We start from the raw sequence: 16,943 nt of genomic DNA on the forward strand, positions 1-16,943 counted from the left end.
CCGCAATCCCATACTTCCGCCCGTCTCACCGCATCGAGGATGCGGGTCTCGCGCGACAAGCGGCCGAGCCCACCGAGGGCGATCCGGTGCCGCACGCAGAAGCGTCGCGTTCCGGGGACATCAGCGTCCCCCACAACAAAACCACACAAAAGCACATGGCCGTTTCGGCGAACGCACACGAGCGTACGCCGCAGGATCCGTGCTGCCCAACTGCGGCCGGATCGAGTAAGTCCCCGATCAAGGAACCGATTCGCAATGCCTGACAGACGCCTTTCCACCCTTCGCCGCCCCTCGCTCCGCGAAACCGTCACCGTCGCCTTCGCCGCCGCGGGTGTCGTCGCCGTGGCCGCCTGCTCCGCGGCGTCCGTTGCCGACAACAGCGTCCCGTCTCGCATCGCCATGGTGGCCGAGCAGCAGCCCGAGGCCGCCGCCGCTCCGGTCGCCGCACCGGCGGCCGAGGCGATCCCCGCGCCGATGCCCGCACCCGCGCCCGCCCCCGCCCCCGCGCCCGCTCCGGAGGCGGCCCCGGTCCCGGCCCCGATGCCCGCCCCGGCCCCGCCGGTCTACGCGGACAACCTGGACGGCTGGATCCGCCAGGCGCTCGACATCATGTCGGCGAACGGCATCCCCGGCACCTACAACGGCATCTACCGCAACATCATGCGCGAGTCGACGGGCAACCCCCAGGCCATCAACCTGTGGGACTCCAACGCCGCCATGGGCATCCCGTCCAAGGGCCTGCTCCAGGTGATCGACCCCACCTTCGCCGCCTACCACGTCGCCGGCACGCCCTTCGACATCTGGGACCCGGTCGCCAACATCGCCGCCGCCTGCAACTACGCGGCGCACCGCTACGGCTCGATGGACAACGTCAACAGCGCGTACTGATCCACACCGTCACGCAGCCTCCCCATCCATCGGATGGGGAGGCTGCGGCGCTTTCCGGCCGTGTCCGCGCGGTCGGGCAGGCGTATCTGCGGCTCGGCAATAATGGTCCACATACCCGCGACCCCTTGGACCTTGCCGTGACCGACTACGCACACAACGACGCGGCGGCCAAGAGCCGCGCCGAGAAAGCACGCCGGCTGGCGAGTTACCTCTGGCCCCGTGGCATCACCGGCTCCGAGGTGCTCGCGATGCCCGCGCCGGTACGGCGCAAACTGGCCAGGGCCGCCGGAACGAATCCGCCGAGCACCGACGAGACCTGGACCGCGGTGGCACGGCTGCTGACGGAGAAGGACGACTGGGCCGCCCGACATCCGCGGCATCCCGCTGCCCGGCGCGAGCACACCGACGAGAAACTGCTCTGGGTGAAGCCGCCGATCACGCCGTGGTTCTGAGTTTCGGCGAAAGTCTTTGCGATTCAACGTTTTCTGCGTCTACTACAGACTTCCGTAGACTAGCGTCATGCACCCGCCGACTCAGCCGCCACGATGACCGAGCGCAAGCCGCCGAAGCAGACCTTCGAATCGTGGATCGACAAGCAGATCCGCGAGGCGGCCGAGCGCGGCGAATTCGACAATCTGCCCGGTACCGGCAAACCGATTCCCGGAGTGGGCACGGCTCCCGACGAGGACTGGTGGCTGCGCGCATATCTGCGTCGCGAAGGCGTCAGCGGTGACGCGCTGCTGCCCCCGTCGCTGTTGCTGCGACGCGATATCGAGCATTTGCCCGAGACCGTGCGTGATGCGACCGGCGAGCGGGAGGTGCGAGCCGCCGTGAGCGAACTCAACAAACGCATCGTGGAGTGGCTGCGGATGCCGCAAGGACCGTTCGTGCCGATCGCTCCGGTGAACGCGGACGAGATCGTCGAGCAATGGAGGCGCGCACGCGAGGTCGCAGGGCCGAAACGCGCGCAACCCAGCCTCGAAGCCACCGGCCCCGCCGGAGCGCAGGCCGGCCGCATCGCGCCGCGTCCACGCCGCCAGTGGTGGCGTCGGTGGCGGCGGCACGACACCGAAGCCGGATAGCGGCGGGAACGGCGATCAGGCGCCGAGTTCGGTCACCTGCTCGACCTCGGTGACCACCTTGTCCGCCAGCGCGCGCAGCGCACGCGCCTCACCCGGCGTCATCAGCTCGACGAAGACGCGACGGACCAGATCGACATGGTTGGGCGCGGCCCGCTCCAGCGCCACCCGCCCTTGCGGCGTGAGCTGCACGATGATGCCGCGGGCATCCTCCTCGGCGGGGCGCCGCTCGACCAGTCCGCGCGCGTCCATCCTGGCCAGATGCTTGGACAGCCGGCTCTTCTCCCAGCACACCTCGGTGGCCAGCTCTTTGGCGCGCAGACACCCGTTGGCGGCTGCCGACAACGCCACCATCAGCTCGTAGTCCGCCAGGGACAGGCCGTCCTCGGCCAGCCCGGCGGAAATCGCCCCGTCCAAACGCTGGCGCAGCCGCACGTAGGCCTGCCACGTCGCCTGCTCGTCGTCACTCAACCACCGGACCATGGGAATGAAGTGTAGTCACCGTTGGTTGACATGGACACCAACTCCCGAGGAGGTCCCCGTGCCCGCCGTCACTGTTCCCGACATCATGGTCCTGCCACGCCTCCCCCGCCCGGACGCGACCCTGCGCCAACGGCCGGTCCGGAGCGTGGTCACCGCGCACAAACAGCGCGAAGGCGCGGGATTCGAGGTGCGCAGGCCGTTCCCCAGCATGGATCTGCGCACGGCCGATCCCTTCATCCTGCTCGACCAGATGGGTCCGGTCGCCTACGAACCGCACGAGGCGAAGGGTGCACCGTGGCATCCGCACCGCGGCTTCGAGACGGTCACCTACATGCTCGACGGCACCATGGTGCACCACGACTCGCAGGGCGGCGGCGGCGTCATCGGCGAAGGCGACACCCAGTGGATGACCGCGGGCTCCGGCATCCTGCACGACGAGGTCCCGCCGGAGGAGATGGTCGCCTCCGGCGGCTGGTTCCACGGCATCCAGCTGTGGGTGAACCTGCCGCGCGCGCTCAAGTTCGCCACGCCGCGCTACCAGGACCTGCGCGCTCGCGAACTGACGCTGGTGAGTTCGCACGACGGCGGCGCGCTGGTGCGGCTCATCGCCGGAGAGGTCGGCGGATTCACCGGCCCCGGTTCGACATACACCCCGATCGCCTACGCCCACGCGTCGATCACGCCCGGCGGGATCCTCGAAACACCTTGGCCGCAAGAGTTCACGGCGATGGCGTACGTGCTATCCGGCAGCGGCACGGTGGGCGCGGAGCGCAGGCCGCTGAACGAGGGGCAGCTCGCGGTCTTCGGCCGCGGAGACGCGATCAGCGTGACAGCCGATGCGCGCCAAGACAATCGGACCGGAGCACTCGAAGTCCTGCTGCTCGGCGGACAGCCGATCCGCGAACCGGTGGTGCAGTACGGGCCGTTCGTGATGAACACTCGCGCGGAGATCATCGAAGCGATGGAGGACTACCAGGCCGGACGCATGGGAAACATCCCAGCGGAACACATCCGCGGCATCGGGACGGCCCCCTGAGCCACGGCACTGGGTGCGATCCCCTAATCCCCTAGTTCCGTCCCCGCGAGGTTGACAAGAGAGCGGCCCGTCACAACAGTGGATGCGGCGTCCGGTCGGACGCCCATCCACCGCAGCAACCACATACATAGAGGAATACATGAACGTTCGCCGGCTCTCCGTCAGCGCGGCCATCGCGGGATTGACCTTTCTCGCGGCTCCTGCCGCCCTAGCCGCCCCTCCGTCCGGATCCGCCGGAACCGGCTCCTCGGCCGTCGACACCGGCTCCGCCGCGACCGGCTCGGCCGGTCTGTCGCAGACCGGTTCGGCCGGTGGCGCCTACGCCAACTGCGACGACGCCCGCGCCGCGGGACACGCGCCGCTGTTCCGCGGCGAACCGGGCTACGGCCCGCACCTGGATCCCGACGGCGACGGCTTCGCCTGCCCGACGGTCTGAACCGACCGCGAAACGACGACACCCGGTGGGCATCGCCACACCGGGTGTCGTCGTTTTTCCAGCTCAGCGGAAGATCTTGAGCAGCACCAGCCCGACGACGACCGCGGCGGCGCCGATCAGGCTGTATTTCACCTTCGGCTCGTTCAGCTTCGAGACCACGATCTGCTTGGTGTCGTCCGCGATCCGATGCGGGTCCGCGCGTACCGCGAGTTCGTCGAGCGTGCTCGCCAGCCGAGTGCGGGCGGCCTCGATCTCCTGCTCGATCCGCTCGGTATCCCTTGCCACGTTCCACCCTCCTGTTGTCGATTGCCGCACCCGGTGCACGAATCGGGCCGCACGCTCGGCCGTTCGCGGAGCACCCGGGGCTCGCGGACGAGTCTATCCGCCGCCACGCGCCGCTATCCGGCCGCGCGAGGATCTCCGGTCGGGACCTTCGGATACCGTGCAGAAGGTGACCACCAACCAACGACTCTCCCCGGGCGACACCGCCCCCGACTTCACGCTTCCCGACGCCGACGGCAAGGACGTCTCGCTGTCGGACTACCGCGGTCGCAAGGTGATCGTGTACTTCTACCCCGCCGCGAGCACGCCCGGCTGCACCAAGCAAGCCTGCGACTTCCGCGACAACCTGGCCGACCTGGACGGCGCGGGCATCGACGTCGTCGGCATCTCACCGGACAAGCCCGCCAAGCTGGCCAAGTTCCGCGACGCGGAACGGCTGACCTTCCCGCTGCTGTCGGATCCCGATCGCGCCGTGCTCACCGCGTGGGGCGCGTACGGAGAGAAGACCATGTACGGCAAGACGGTCGTCGGCGTAATCCGCTCGACCTTCCTGGTGGACGAAGCGGGCAAGATCGCCGTCGCGCAGTACAACGTCCGCGCCACCGGCCACGTCGCCAAGTTGCGCCGCGATCTGTCGGTGTAGCGCGGGCAACGAAAAGCCCGGCGCCGCAGGGGCGCCGGGCCGAAGTCGGGTGGATCGGATCAGACCTGCCACACCTGCTGGGCTGCCCACTGCGCCATCAGGCGAAGGTGCTCGTCCCACCAGTCCGCGGCTTCCGGGGTGAACACGGCGGGTGGTGGGGCCTCACCGGGGAACAGCAACGCGGCGTCGGGTGCGCCCACCTTGCGATCGGTCGGGACCCCGGTCCCCGGCAGGAGCGGCTCCGGGGTTTCCGTCTCCGGCCTGGTTGTCGCGTCTGCGGCGACCAACGGCAACGGACGATGCCGCGGGGCGAGCCCCCCGCGCTGGTCCGGAAGCCACACTCCGGTCGTGGTGGCGTCGCCGCCCCGCGGCCCGTCGAACGACTCGTCCGCCTCGGTGTCCGCGGGACTGACCGGCTCTACCGGATGCGTCGCGCCTGCGCCCTCGATCCGGGCGTCCGCCACGACGGTCGGTGTCGGCTGCGCGGAATCGTTCAGCAGATAGCTCCCGCCGACGACCATTCCGCTGGCCAGCACACCGGCCGCGGCGAACACCGCGACGCCGCCGCGCGCCCGACTCGACTCGCTCACCGGCCCGACGTAGCTGTCCTGCTCCAGCCGGGCGCTCAACGCCGCGCCCGCGGCGGACGCGAAAGCGCCTACGGTGCAGGGGATCACCGGAGCCCCGAATTTCTCGACCGCCCTCAGCACCGCGGAGCCCGCGCCCGCCGAGCCGATCAGCGCCACCGCGTCCGGCCGCGCGCCGGCCGCGTCCAGCTGATCCCACGCCGCCGTGACGCCGATGCCCAGCGACCGGGGCGTCGCCCGGCCCGCCTGCCCCACGGCGGCGAGCACCCGGCGGCGGCCCCGGTCGACCAGGGTGAACGCGTGGTACCCGGGCACCACCTCGCACACCAGCAGGTTGTCGTAGGCGTCGAGCCACGTCATCATGCTCGCCACGCTCAGGTGGGCCGATTTCACCGAGACCAGCGAGGCGCTGTGCCACGGGCCTGCCGCCAGCCGGGTCACGATGGCGCGCCGCTCCGCGGCGTCCCGATAGGCGACGGCTACGCCACCGACTTCCCGCTCCGAGCCCAGCCCGGCGGCCAGGGCGTCCAGCGCGGTCTCGACCGCCTCGGCCACGTCCGCCTTGCTGTCGCCGTCCGTTCGCTCGATCCGGCGCAGCAGCACCCGATCGGCCAGCTTCCTGCCGTCGGCGAGCGCTACCGCGTGCACGGCACCGCGTTCGGTCGAAACGCCGAGAGTCACCACAGATTCAGCTACCACTGATCACGCCTTCCCCTCTGTGCATTGACCGAGCTCACGGGCTTGCCGAAAGCCATGAGCCCCATGGATTCCCCTGCTCGGAACACACGTCGCGATGCACGCGCGCTCGGTATATGTTCGATGCCGCATCGGTTACGGATGGGTAGCGGAAATCAAGTCAGCTGGACGCGAACGGCGGATGCGCGTATCGCACGCTTGTCCCTACCGTTAGCCTGGATGCGTGGAAGTACGCGCGGAGGCCAGGGTGAAGCACCGTCTGGACCCTGCGTTGGAGCTGCAGGACGACCCACAGGAGCTCATGCCGCGACGCCGGCCGACGCAGGAACGCAGCAAACGAAAGTTCGACGCCTTACTCCAGGCGTCCAGGGAGCTGCTCGTCGAGGTCGGGTTCGAGTCGTTCACCTGCGAGGAGGTGGCGGCCAGGGCGGAGGTGCCGATCGGCACGCTGTACCAGTTCTTCGCCAACAAGTACGTCATCGTCTGTGAGCTGAATCGCCAAGATCTGGTTGCCGTTTCCCAGGAGCTGGCCGACTTCCACGGCGAGATTCCCTCGCTGGACTGGTTGCGGCACATGAACCAGTTCGTCGACCACCTGGCCAACCTCTGGATGACCGACCCGTCCCGGCGGGAGGTGTGGCTGGCCATGCAGTCCACGCCGTCCACCCGGGCCACCGGGGCGATCCACGAGAAGCAGTTCGCCGAGGTCGTGTCGCAGATGCTGCGCCCGCTCACGCCGCGCACCCCGCGGGCACGGCGCACCATGATGGCGGAAGTGCTGGTGCACGTGGTCTATTCGATGCTCAACTTCTCCGTGCAGGACGAGCAGAGCAGCGCCGAAGCGGTCGCCGAACTCAAGCGGCTGATGGTCGCCTACCTGCTGGTCGCGGAGAAGGAATCGCGGACCGGCGGCCAAAAATAAGTGGTGGTCCCGGCCGGAACCGGGACCAACCGCGCGACTCAACCGGCGCTGTCGCGGCCTTCGATGAGGTCGGCCAGCTCGCCCGGGTCCTCCAGCACCACCATCGCGGCGGCGGTGTCGCCGTCGTGGGTCAGCGACAGGTGAACCCTTACCCGGGGCAGGAATTCGGCGGCCAGGCCGTGCAGCTTGATGCTCGGCCTGCCCCACGCGTCGTTGACCACCTCGATCAGCGGATAGGGGTTGTCCCCGATCTGCGGGCGGCGGGCGAACCGCGACGACGCCCATGCTTTGAGCACCGCCTCTTTCGCCGCCCACCGCGCCGCGTAGCTGCGCGCCGGGTCGGTCCCTTTGCTCTGGCAGTAGCGCCGCTCACCCGCGGTGAAACTTTCCCGGAGCATCGTCGTTCCGGCGCGTTCGAGCTGTTCGGCGAACTCGGAGATGGTCACCAAGTCCAAGCCGATACCGAGGATCGTCATAGGCGGCCAGCCTACGACGTCCTCGGCGAGCCCGCGCACGGACCCGGCGCGGCGAGTTGCCCCGCCGCGCTTCCGGTTACGCGCATCCGATGCCCTTCGCGCGGTAGGCGCCGTCCTGATCCAGGCGCGCCTCCGGCGAGAGCAGCACGTCGGCCTCCAGCTGACGCGCCCGCTGGGACGGGGTGCCCTCCCCGCCGAGCCTGCGATCCGCGGGACGTTCGTACAGCGGCGCGCCGCCGCACATCGCCTCCACGAACCGCTGGCGGCCGGTCAGCTGACGCTCCTGCGCCGTGCGCTGGTACTCCTCGCGCCGTCCCGGCTCGATGGCCTGGATGAACGCCTCCGGGTGCACGATCGCCAGCAGACCGTTCACGTGGCCGAAGCCGAGCGAGGTGACCAGACCCGCCTTCAGCGGAAGGCGCCCGCCCAGCCGCAGCGGTTCGCGCAGCCACACCAGGTGCGGGAAGGCCAGCATCTTCTCGTCGACGCAGTCGAGGCTGCGGTTCGGCGGGATGACGCCCTGCTCCAGCACCTGGCACAGGCCGATGAGCTGGAATGCGGCCGCCCCGCCCTTCGCGTGCCCGGTGAGGGTCTTCTGCGAGACGACGAACAGCGGAGCGCCGTCCGAGCGCCCGATGGCCGTCGCGAGCCGCTCGTGCAGTTCCGACTCGTTCGGGTCGTTGGCGGCCGTCGAGGTGTCGTGCTTGGACACCACCGCGATCTCGTCCGGGGTGACGCCGAGCTTGCGCAGTTCGGTCGCCAGCCGGGATTCCGTCCCGCCACGACCGGCGCCCAGCGCGCCCAGACCCGGAGCCGGGATGGACGTGTGCACGCCGTCGGCGAAGGACTGCGCGTAGGCCACCACGCCCAGCACCGGCAGGCCCATCTCCAGCGCGACGCTGCCGCGCGCCAGCAGGACCGTGCCGCCGCCCTGCGATTCGATGAACCCGCCGCGGCGGCGATCGTTGGCGCGGGAGAAGTACCGGTCGCTGATGCCCTTGGCGCTCATGGCCGCGGAATCCGCGGTGGCCGACATGTCACCGAAGCCGACGATGCCTTCGATGCCGAGATCGTCGTAGCCGCCTGCCACGACCAGATCGGCCTTGCCCAGCCGGATCTTGTCGACGCCCTCCTCGACCGACACCGCGGCGGTCGCGCAGGCCGCCACCGGGTGCACCATCGCGCCGTAGCTGCCGACGTAGGACTGCACCACGTGCGCCAGCGCCACGTTCGGCAGCGCCTCCTGCAGGATGTCGTTCGGCCGCGACTCACCGAGCAGGTTGTCGATGTACAGGGAGCGCATCGAGGACATGCCGCCCATGCCGGTGCCCTGCGTGTTGGCGACCAGCGAGGGGTGCACCCAGCTCATGAGTTCAGCGGGGCTGAACCCGGAGCCGATGAACGCGTCGACCGTGCAGACGATGTTCCACAGCGCGACCCGGTCCACCGAAGCGGCCATATCGGGCGAGATGCCCCAGATGGTCGGGTCCCAGCCGGTCGGGATCTGGCCGCCGACGGTGCGCGAGAGCTTGGCCCGGCGCGGCACGCGGATCTCCGTGCCCGCTCGGCGCGTCACCGTCCAGTCGCCGGAGTCCGCGACCGGTGTGATCACCGTGTGCTCCGGATCGGCGGCGTGGAAGGCACGCGCCTCGGCCTCGCCGCCCACCGTGAACGACAGGTCCTGGTCGAGGAAGACCGAGGTCATCAGTGGGGCCGAATTGTCGGTCATGGCGCCGTCGTCCTCGTAGCGGCGCACACCGCAACGGGCGACCACGGCGTCGTGGTAACGCTCGGCCAGCTCGTGCTCGGGGACGTAGTCACCGGACGCGGCGTCGTACCAGCCCGGCTTCGGGTCGTTCTCCCAGGTGACCATGCCGGTGGTCCAAGCCAGTTCCAGCACGCCCGCCGCCGACAGTTCGTCGGAGACCTCCATCTCGAAGCGGGTGCGCGCCGAGCCGTACGGGCCCAGCTCGCCCGCGCCGACGATGACCACCATGTCGGCCGGATCCACCGTCACCTCGCCCCACTCGGGCACCGGCAGCGCGGAGGTCACGGTCGGCGGCGCCGGCAGCGCGGCGATCGTGCGACCCGCGTCCGCGTCGGTCTCCGGCTCCGCCTGCTCCGCGGCCTGCTTGGCCAGCGCGGGCAGGTCCAGCTTGGCCCTGGCCAACCCACCGGTCAGGTCGATCTGCTGCGGGCCGGTCGCGGTCACCTGGCGGGCCCGCGAGGTGCACCACTTGAGCAACTCGTCGGCCATCTCCGCGGTGGACCAGGTCTGCACACCCGCCTTCTCGACCGCCTCGACCATCGGGTCGTTGTGGCCCATCAGGCCGGTGCCGCGCACCCAGCCGATCAGCGCGTGCACCAGGGTGACCCGGGTCGACCACGACTTCTCGGCCCGCCACTTGGCGACCACCGCGTCCAGCGCCGCCTTCGACTCGCCGTAGGCGCCGTCGCCGCCGAACATGCCGCGGTTGGGCGAACCCGGCAGCACCACGTGCAGTTTCGCGTCCACGTCGTGATCGGCGCCCAGCTTGGACAGCCCGCCGATCAGCCGTTCGACCGACCAGAGCAGCACGCGCATCTCCATTTCGGCGCGCGCGCCCGCGTCCGCGAGGTCACCGGCCACTCGCGGCGCCGCGAACGGCAGCAGCAGCGTGGGCGTCATCGCGTCCTTGACCTTGATCTTCGCGCCGCCCGCGCTGTCGACCTGCTCGGTGCCGATCCAGTCGATCAGGGCGTCGACGTCCTGGTAGGACGCCATGTTGGCGGGCACCACCCACAGAGCCGCGCCGTGCCGGGCGTTGTCGCGGTAGAGCTTCCGGTAGAAGGCGAGGCGTTCGTCGTTCAGCGACGAGGTGGTGACCACGACCGTGGCGCCACCGCTGAGCAGCCTGCCGGTCGTCGCCGCCGCGATGGATCCCTTGCTGGCGCCGGTGATCACCGCGATGTCGGAGGACCACAGCCCGGGCTCCTCCGTGCTCAGCGCCGCCTCGGCGATGCGCTCGTACAAGCCGGCCAGCACCGAGCGCGCTTCGTGCATCGCCCGCTGCCGCCACCAGTTCGCCTGCGCCGCAACGGCTTCCCCCGCACCGATGAACCCCGTGACCGGTCCGTTCGCGCTGCCTGCGTCGTCGGCGAGCCACAGCCGGGCCAAGTCCTCGCGCGCCGTGGCCCACCGGTCGTCCAGCAGCACCGCCTTGCGGGCGTCGAACGCGGGCGCCACCAGACGCGGCCAGTCCGAACCCAGTTCGGCCGACACCAGATCGACCAGGGAGTTGTCGGTCGCTTCCGGCGCGGAGACGCGCTCGGACAGTCCGAGCTGTTCCAGCACGACGCGCGCGGCCGTGGCGAGCACGCCGTCGCGTCCGGTGATCTGCTCGGTGAACTCGCCCAGCGCGGCGGCGTCGACGGTCGCACCGCCACCGCCGCCCGCCGAGGGCAGCGACACCGCGACACCGCGACGGGCCGCGACGGCCTGCACGGCGGCATCGATGGCCGCGTCGACCGATGCGGCGTCGCCCAGCGCGCCGGAGACCAGGCCGCCCAGGTCGCCACCTCGCACGCTGGTGCCTTCCCTGGTGCCCAGCGACACCTCGGCGGTCACGTGGCTGGCCCACCCGTCACCGAGTTCCCAGACCTTCTTGACCCGGTCCGCGATGGCGGCCGGACGCTTGCCGGACGGCCCGAACACCTTGCGCAGATGGTCGCCGATGGCGTCGGTGAGCACCGTGCCGAACGGACGGTAGGTACGGGCGAGCCGCTCCACCGTCGCGGACAGCGCACCCATGTCGGCGTCGGCCGCGCCGTCGATCGCGCCGAGCGAGAGCTCGGAGCCGAGGTCGACCAGCAGCTGGTTACGCCGGGAGGAAACGCCGTCGCACAGGCCCTCGATGGTGTCCACCGGGCCGATCTGGTCCAGCCGCAACTTGGTCCACAGCGCGATCAGCACGCGCGTGGCGTCGGCGGCGGTGAACGCGATGTCGTCCGGACGCGGGCCGCCCGAACTCGGGGCGGGCGCGGCCACGGGTGCGGCGGCGACGGCCGCTGCCGGAGCCGCTGCGGCGGCAGGCTCCTCCACCGGCTCGTCGACCGGGGCGGGATCGGTGTCGGTCGCGTAGACGATCGCCGCCTCGCGCTCGATGTTGAGCACTTCCACCTTGGCTCCGCCGAAAGCGGGGAGCTTCAACGTCTGGCTGGCCAGGTTGGCCACCGTCGGCGTCGCGCCGAGACCGATCTCGATGAACCGCTCGATGCCGAGGCCGCCCTGTGCGGGGTCGGTGAACAGCAGGTCCTGGGTCTCGATCCAGCGCACCGGGCTGGCGAACTGCCACGCGAGCAACTCGATCAGCACCACGCGGCACAACTCGGTCGGCCGGGCGGCCCAGCTGTCGAAGTCGGCCAGCACCTCCGCGAGCGGTTCGGACGGCACCAGGTCCGCGATCTCCTGCACGAACGCCCGCTCGAGTGTGAAAAGCCTCGGCACCAGGTTCGGGATGTAGCGGCCGATCAAGGTCTCCGGGCGCAGATCCACCGGCAGCAGCTGCTCGAGCTTCTGCCGGAACTCCGGAACGCCCTTGCGCAGCACCGTCGAGTGGAACGGCACGTCGATGCCGGGGACCAGGATGAACGCCCGCTTGCCGCCGAATTCGGCGCGACGACGGTCGATCTCCTGCTCCAGCGCGTCCAGCCCGGCCACCGTGCCCGCGATCGCGTACTGCGAACCGCGCAGGTTCAGGTTGACCACCTCGAGGAACTCCCCGACCCGATCGCCGACTTCCTTGACGAAGCCGACGACCTCCGCGTCGGGCAATCCGATCTGTGAGGGCCGGATCGCAGCCATCCGATAGTCGCTGCGTCCCTGCGCATCCCGCGGCACCAGCTCGTGCATCGCGGAACCGCGCTGGAACACGACCTCGAGCACCGCCTCCAGCGGCAGCACTCCGGCGACGGCGGCGAGCGCGTTGTACTCGCCCACCGAGTGGCCCGCGAGCAGCGCGCCCTCGACGAACGCACCGGACTCGCGCAGTTCCGCCACCTGGGCGACGCCGAGGGTCGCCATGGCGACCTGGGTGAACTGGGTCAGGTGCAGCACGCCGTCCGGGTGGCGGTGTTCGACGCCGCGCGCCTTCAGGTAGGTCGGGTTGTCGCGCACCACGGCGAGAATCGAGAAGCCGAGCGCCGCACGGGTGTGCTTGTCCGCGCGGTCCCAGATCTCCTTGGCCGCCTTCGACCGGGAGCGGGCGTCCAGCCCCATCCCCTTGCGCTGGATGCCCTGTCCGGGGAAGGCGTAGACGGTCTTCGGCGCCACGGTGCGACCGGTCGCGGTCATCACCAGCTCGCCTTCGGTGCGGCAGGAGACCTCGACGACCTCGCTGCCCGCGTCGAGCGCTACCCGCTCGACGCGCACATCGATCTGCGCCCCGGGACGGACCATGCCGAGGAACCGGGTGGTCCACGCGGTCACCGTCCGCGCGGGTACCGAACTCGTGGGATCGACCGCCGACACGACGTGCTGCGCGGCCGCCGACAGCCACATGCCGTGCACGATCGGGCTGCCGAGCCCGGCGAGCTTCGCCGCGGCATCGCTGGTGTGGATCGGGTTGTGGTCGCCGGAGACGGCGGCGAAGGCGTGCATGGTGCGCGGAGCCACGATCGTGACGTCGCGGCGACGCCTGCGCGGGGTGTCGGTGGCCGCGTCGGACACCGTGCCAGCCGCGCGCGGCGGATCGGCCAGTTCGCCCGCGCCGTTGCGCCCGCGGATCGCGAACCGCTCGGTGAGGGTGGCCAGCACCGGCATCGACATCCCGGTCTCGGGCTTGTCCAGCATGGCGGTGATCCGCACGTGCACCTCGACGACCCGGCCCAGGTCGGTGTCGACGGTCTCACCGGCCTCCGCGCGCACCGCCAGCACACTGGTCTCGGCGGGCAGCGCACCGGCGAGGTGCACTTGGTGGTCCAGGTGCACCAGGTCGAGCATGCCCTCGATGACGCTCTCGCCCTTCGCGGTGCGGGTCGCGCCGAGCACCGCGAACACGGCGGGCCAGCACGCGCCGACCAGCACGTCCGGCACGGTGCGGCCGAGCGTGCTCAGCGTGGCGGGCAGGCCGGAGCCGGTGACCCCGGCGTGATCGGCGATCAGATCCGGCGTCCAGGCCAGATTCACGTGGGCGACCTTGCCCTTGACCTCGGGCAGATCCTGGCCCGCGGCGACCGCGAGCAGCGCGGCCATGGCCTCGTCGGCGTCGGCCTCGGTGACGACCGGGGCGCCACCGTTGTAGACCGAGGTCGGCACGGTGATCCGGATGCGCACCGCGTTGCCAGCCAGCAGCGGGACGGTCAGCTCCACGTAGGCGTTCTCCGGCTCGGCGCCTGCGGTCTCGACCAGCGTCGCGCCGGTGGGCGGATGCACCGCACCCTTGCCGTCGACGACCCACTCGGACAGGTCACCGAGCCGGTGCACCGGGCTGATCGCGGTGCGTCCGGCCCACTGCACGTCCGGGGCGGCCAGCACGGCGTCGATCGGGCCGCTCGTGACGCCCGCCGTGCGACGCGCGTCCACCGGGGTTGGCGCCACGCCCGCGCGCACCAGGGAGTACGCCGTGTCCTGTTCGAAGCGGTCGAGCAGTTCGCCGACCGGCTCGTCGACCCGGGTGATGCCCGCGACCGCGACCGTGCCGGGGATGACGCACACCTGATCGGCCGAGTAGCGCGGATCGTGCGCCTGCCACAGTGAATCCGAGCGCCACCAGCGACGCACGTCGCCGTCCACGACGGGCACGAAGTTCACCGGCTTGCCCGGGGTCTTGCACAACGCGATGAAGAACGGGACGTCGGCCGGGTGCAGCAGCGTCTGCGCCGTGGCGGGGTAGGCGTCCTTCAAGGCGCACAGCGCCGCGACCGGGTTCTCGAAGTCGTCGTCACTCGCGAACAGCGTGGGGATCTCGCCGCGGTCGGCCGGGTGCAGCCGGGATTCGGTGCGGCGCACCATCTCCGCGAACCGGTCCCGCCAGGTGATGTCCAACCACACCGAACGCGTCGCCTCGGCGATCGCGTCGCCCAGGTCGCTGCCGCAGTCGAAGTCCTTGCGCCGGTCCAGCCCGACCGCGAGCTCGACGTAGCGCTCCAGCCAGTCCTGGTAGGTCATGGTGGCCAGGTCGCCGAAGTACGGCTTGGCGGTGGCGTTCAGCGCCGCGATGATCTCGTCGCGACGCGCCGCGACCGCCTCCGCGTCGCCCGCGACCTCGTCCAGCAGTCGGCCGGTGCGCGACGCGGCGTTGTCGATCTCGTGGATGTCGGCGCCCAGCTGGCTGCGGCCCGAGGCCATGCCGCCGGACGCGGTGCCCGCACCGACCCAGTCGGGCGTGCCGGGAGTGTCCACGAGCAGTTGCTTGACCTCCGGCGCGGTGGTGGCTTCCAGCGTGGCCATGGCCGCCGTACCGACCAGCACGCCGTCCAGCGGCATCACCGGGTAGCCGTGCCGGACCGCCCACTGGCCGGTGAGGTACTCCGTCGCGCGCTCGGGGGTTCCGATGCCACCGCCGACGCACACCACGACGTTGGCGCGGTTGCGCAGCTCGGAGTAGGTGTCCAGCAGCAGGTCGTCCAGGTCCTCCCAGGAGTGGTGACCACCGGCCTTGCCGCCCTCGATGTGCATGATCACCGGGTAGTCCGGGACCTCGTCGGCGATGCGCAGCACGGCCCGGATCTGGGCGACCGTGCCCGGCTTGAACGCGACGTGGCTGATCCCGACCTCGGTGAGTTCCTGGATCAGCGCGACAGCTTCCTCCAGCTCGGGAATGCCCGCCGTCACGATGACGCCGTCGAACGGGGCGCCTGCCGTGCGGGCCCGCTGCACCAGTCGCTTTCCGCCCAGCTGCAGCTTCCACAGGTAGGGGTCGAGGAACAAGGAGTTGAACTGCACCGAGCGCCCCGGGTGCAGCAGCGTCCGCAGCTCGGCCACCCGGTCGGCGAAGATCTGCTCGGTCACCTGCCCGCCGCCGGCCAGCTCCGCCCAGTGGCCCGCGTTCGCCGCGGCCGCGACGATCTTCGCGTCGACCGTGGTCGGAGTCATGCCCGCGAGCAGGATCGGCGAGCGCCCGGTCAGCTTGGTGAAGGCCGTCTCGACCACGATGCGCCCGTTGGGCAGCCGCACCGGCCGCGGCGCGAACGCCGACCACGGGGCCGCGGGCTCCGGCGCGGCACCGGGGGTGAGCAGGCTGCGCTGTCCGGCGCGGGTAGCGGCCGCGATGATGCCGAGGCCGGTGCCCTTCAGCGTGCCCCCCGTGACGCGGGAGAGCAGGTCGCCCGGGCCCAGGTCAAGGATCCACTCCGCGCCCGCGGAGATCACGCCCTCGACGACGGCCACCCAGTCGATCGGATCGACCAGGATCTGCCGCGCCAGCTCGCCCGCCAGCTCCTTGTCCAGGCCGCACTGGTCGGCCCAGCTGCTCACCAGGTCGACGGTGTCGGCCAGCGCCGGGTGGTGGAACGCCACGTCGACGGCCACGTCCTCGAAGACCGGAGCGAACACCGAGCCGCCGCGCACCTTCGCGTCGCGCTCGCGCGCCTGCTCGTCGTGGATCTGCGCGCACCGCTGCCGCACCCGCTCCAGCTGCGCGGGCGGCCCGGACAGCACCGCGCGCCGACGTCCGTTGCGGATCGAGACCACCACGGCCGCAGCGGGATCGGATCCGTCACACACCTCGGCCACCACGGCGCCGAGCTGCTCGGGATCGACATTGGACACCGCGACCATCGGCGAGCGCTCGCCCACCGGCATCAGCCCGCGCCGCCGCGCGACCAAACCCGCTGCCGCGCCGATCATCTGGGCTACCGCGAGCAGCTCCGCGTCGCGGGCGCCACCGGCTTCGACCGCGGCGGCGGCGAGCAGACCCTGCGAATGCCCGACGATCGCGACCGGCGCGTGCTCGGCCGGATCCAAGCCTTGCAGCCGCAGCGCCCGCACGGCCGCCACCTGGGTCAGCAGCACACCGGGCATGGACACCGCCGCCGAGCGCAGTACAGCGTCGGACGGGGCCGCGGAGATCTCGCCCTCGTCACCGTCGGCGAGTTCGTTCTCCAGCATCCAGCCGATCGGGTCGAAGCCGACCGGACGAACCACCAGCAACTGCGCCGCGACCGGCTCCAACAGCGCCGCCGCCTCGTTGACCAGCGCGGTCAGCTCCGGCTCCAGCGCACTGTCGCGCGCGATCTCCTCCAGCTCGCTCAGCCACTGCGCACCCTGCCCACCGAAGGCGAGCGCGTACGACACGCCGCCGAGCAGACGATCCAACAGCGGCGACCGCGCCCCGCCCGACGCGGCCTTCCCGGCGGCGGCAGCCACCTTCGTGCTCTGTCCGGCTTCGGTCTTGGTGCTCTCGTTGATCGTCAAGACGCTTCGACTTCCTTCTCC

General features: G+C 70.9%; 12 protein-coding genes. 7 read left to right on the forward strand and 5 right to left on the reverse strand.

Features of this window, described 5'->3' with window-relative positions; all coding sequences use genetic code 11:
* The first annotated feature begins 255 nt into the window (after positions 1-255).
* From ACL03I_RS18400 to ACL03I_RS18410, 3 genes are all read left to right on the forward strand, one after another.
* On the forward strand, positions 256-888 hold the full coding sequence (locus ACL03I_RS18400) for a transglycosylase SLT domain-containing protein (RefSeq protein WP_356968312.1): 633 nt from the start codon (positions 256-258) through the stop codon (positions 886-888).
* Between the two features lie 137 nt (positions 889-1,025).
* Positions 1,026-1,340: a hypothetical protein gene (locus ACL03I_RS18405; protein ID WP_355075853.1), complete on the forward strand. Its 315-nt coding sequence runs from the start codon at positions 1,026-1,028 to the stop codon at positions 1,338-1,340.
* Positions 1,341-1,433: 93 nt separating this feature from the next.
* Positions 1,434-1,970: a DnaJ family domain-containing protein gene (locus tag ACL03I_RS18410; protein WP_355075851.1), complete on the forward strand. Its 537-nt coding sequence runs from the start codon at positions 1,434-1,436 to the stop codon at positions 1,968-1,970.
* 15 nt (positions 1,971-1,985) lie between these two features.
* On the opposite strand, the gene ACL03I_RS18415 is transcribed toward ACL03I_RS18410, so the two are convergent.
* Positions 1,986-2,438 (reverse strand): MarR family winged helix-turn-helix transcriptional regulator, encoded by a 453-nt coding sequence (locus tag ACL03I_RS18415; RefSeq protein WP_355075850.1) that lies wholly within the window; start codon positions 2,436-2,438, stop codon positions 1,986-1,988.
* A gap of 70 nt (positions 2,439-2,508) precedes the next feature.
* On the opposite strand from ACL03I_RS18415, the gene ACL03I_RS18420 reads away from it, so the two are divergent.
* Positions 2,509-3,486: a pirin family protein gene (locus ACL03I_RS18420; protein ID WP_355075848.1), complete on the forward strand. Its 978-nt coding sequence runs from the start codon at positions 2,509-2,511 to the stop codon at positions 3,484-3,486.
* Positions 3,487-3,625: 139 nt separating this feature from the next.
* A complete protein-coding gene (locus tag ACL03I_RS18425; protein WP_355075846.1) occupies positions 3,626-3,922 on the forward strand; it encodes an excalibur calcium-binding domain-containing protein in 297 nt (98 codons plus the stop codon).
* Positions 3,923-3,985: 63 nt separating this feature from the next.
* Here the strand turns inward: ACL03I_RS18425 and ACL03I_RS18430 are convergent, their stop codons facing one another.
* A complete protein-coding gene (locus ACL03I_RS18430; protein WP_067802691.1) occupies positions 3,986-4,207 on the reverse strand; it encodes a DUF3618 domain-containing protein in 222 nt (73 codons plus the stop codon).
* A gap of 166 nt (positions 4,208-4,373) precedes the next feature.
* Between ACL03I_RS18430 and bcp the strand changes: the two genes are divergently transcribed.
* Positions 4,374-4,847 (forward strand): thioredoxin-dependent thiol peroxidase, encoded by a 474-nt coding sequence (bcp, locus tag ACL03I_RS18435; RefSeq protein ID WP_355075844.1) that lies wholly within the window; start codon positions 4,374-4,376, stop codon positions 4,845-4,847.
* A 59-nt stretch (positions 4,848-4,906) separates the two neighbouring features.
* Here the strand turns inward: bcp and ACL03I_RS18440 are convergent, their stop codons facing one another.
* Positions 4,907-6,133, reverse strand: a complete 1,227-nt coding sequence (locus tag ACL03I_RS18440) for a hypothetical protein (protein ID WP_412806541.1) — start codon at positions 6,131-6,133, stop codon at positions 4,907-4,909.
* Between the two features lie 298 nt (positions 6,134-6,431).
* On the opposite strand from ACL03I_RS18440, the gene ACL03I_RS18445 reads away from it, so the two are divergent.
* Positions 6,432-7,052 carry a TetR/AcrR family transcriptional regulator gene (locus ACL03I_RS18445; protein ID WP_355075985.1) on the forward strand — a complete coding sequence of 207 codons (621 nt, stop codon included), beginning with the start codon at positions 6,432-6,434 and terminating at the stop codon, positions 7,050-7,052.
* A 38-nt stretch (positions 7,053-7,090) separates the two neighbouring features.
* Here ACL03I_RS18445 and acpS read toward each other — a convergent pair whose 3' ends face one another.
* Positions 7,091-7,528 carry a holo-ACP synthase AcpS gene (acpS, locus tag ACL03I_RS18450; protein WP_043721202.1) on the reverse strand — a complete coding sequence of 146 codons (438 nt, stop codon included), beginning with the start codon at positions 7,526-7,528 and terminating at the stop codon, positions 7,091-7,093.
* A gap of 76 nt (positions 7,529-7,604) precedes the next feature.
* Positions 7,605-16,922, reverse strand: coding sequence for a fatty acid synthase subunit beta domain-containing protein (locus tag ACL03I_RS18455; protein ID WP_412806542.1), 9,318 nt, complete (start codon positions 16,920-16,922; stop codon positions 7,605-7,607).
* Positions 16,923-16,943: the final 21 nt, after the last annotated feature.

The organism is Nocardia sichangensis (assembly GCF_047200615.1).
Lineage (GTDB): Bacteria > Actinomycetota > Actinomycetes > Mycobacteriales > Mycobacteriaceae > Nocardia > Nocardia sichangensis.

Excerpts from the sequence above, each read along its gene's own strand:
- ACL03I_RS18400 (WP_356968312.1), top strand. The coding sequence starts at position 256 with ATGCCTGACAGACGCCTTTCCACCCTTCGCCGCCCCTCGCTCCGCGAA.
- ACL03I_RS18410 (WP_355075851.1), top strand. The coding sequence starts at position 1,434 with ATGACCGAGCGCAAGCCGCCGAAGCAGACCTTCGAATCGTGGATCGAC.
- ACL03I_RS18425 (WP_355075846.1), top strand. The coding sequence starts at position 3,626 with ATGAACGTTCGCCGGCTCTCCGTCAGCGCGGCCATCGCGGGATTGACC.
- ACL03I_RS18445 (WP_355075985.1), top strand. The coding sequence starts at position 6,432 with ATGCCGCGACGCCGGCCGACGCAGGAACGCAGCAAACGAAAGTTCGAC.
- acpS (WP_043721202.1), bottom strand. The coding sequence starts at position 7,528 with ATGACGATCCTCGGTATCGGCTTGGACTTGGTGACCATCTCCGAGTTC.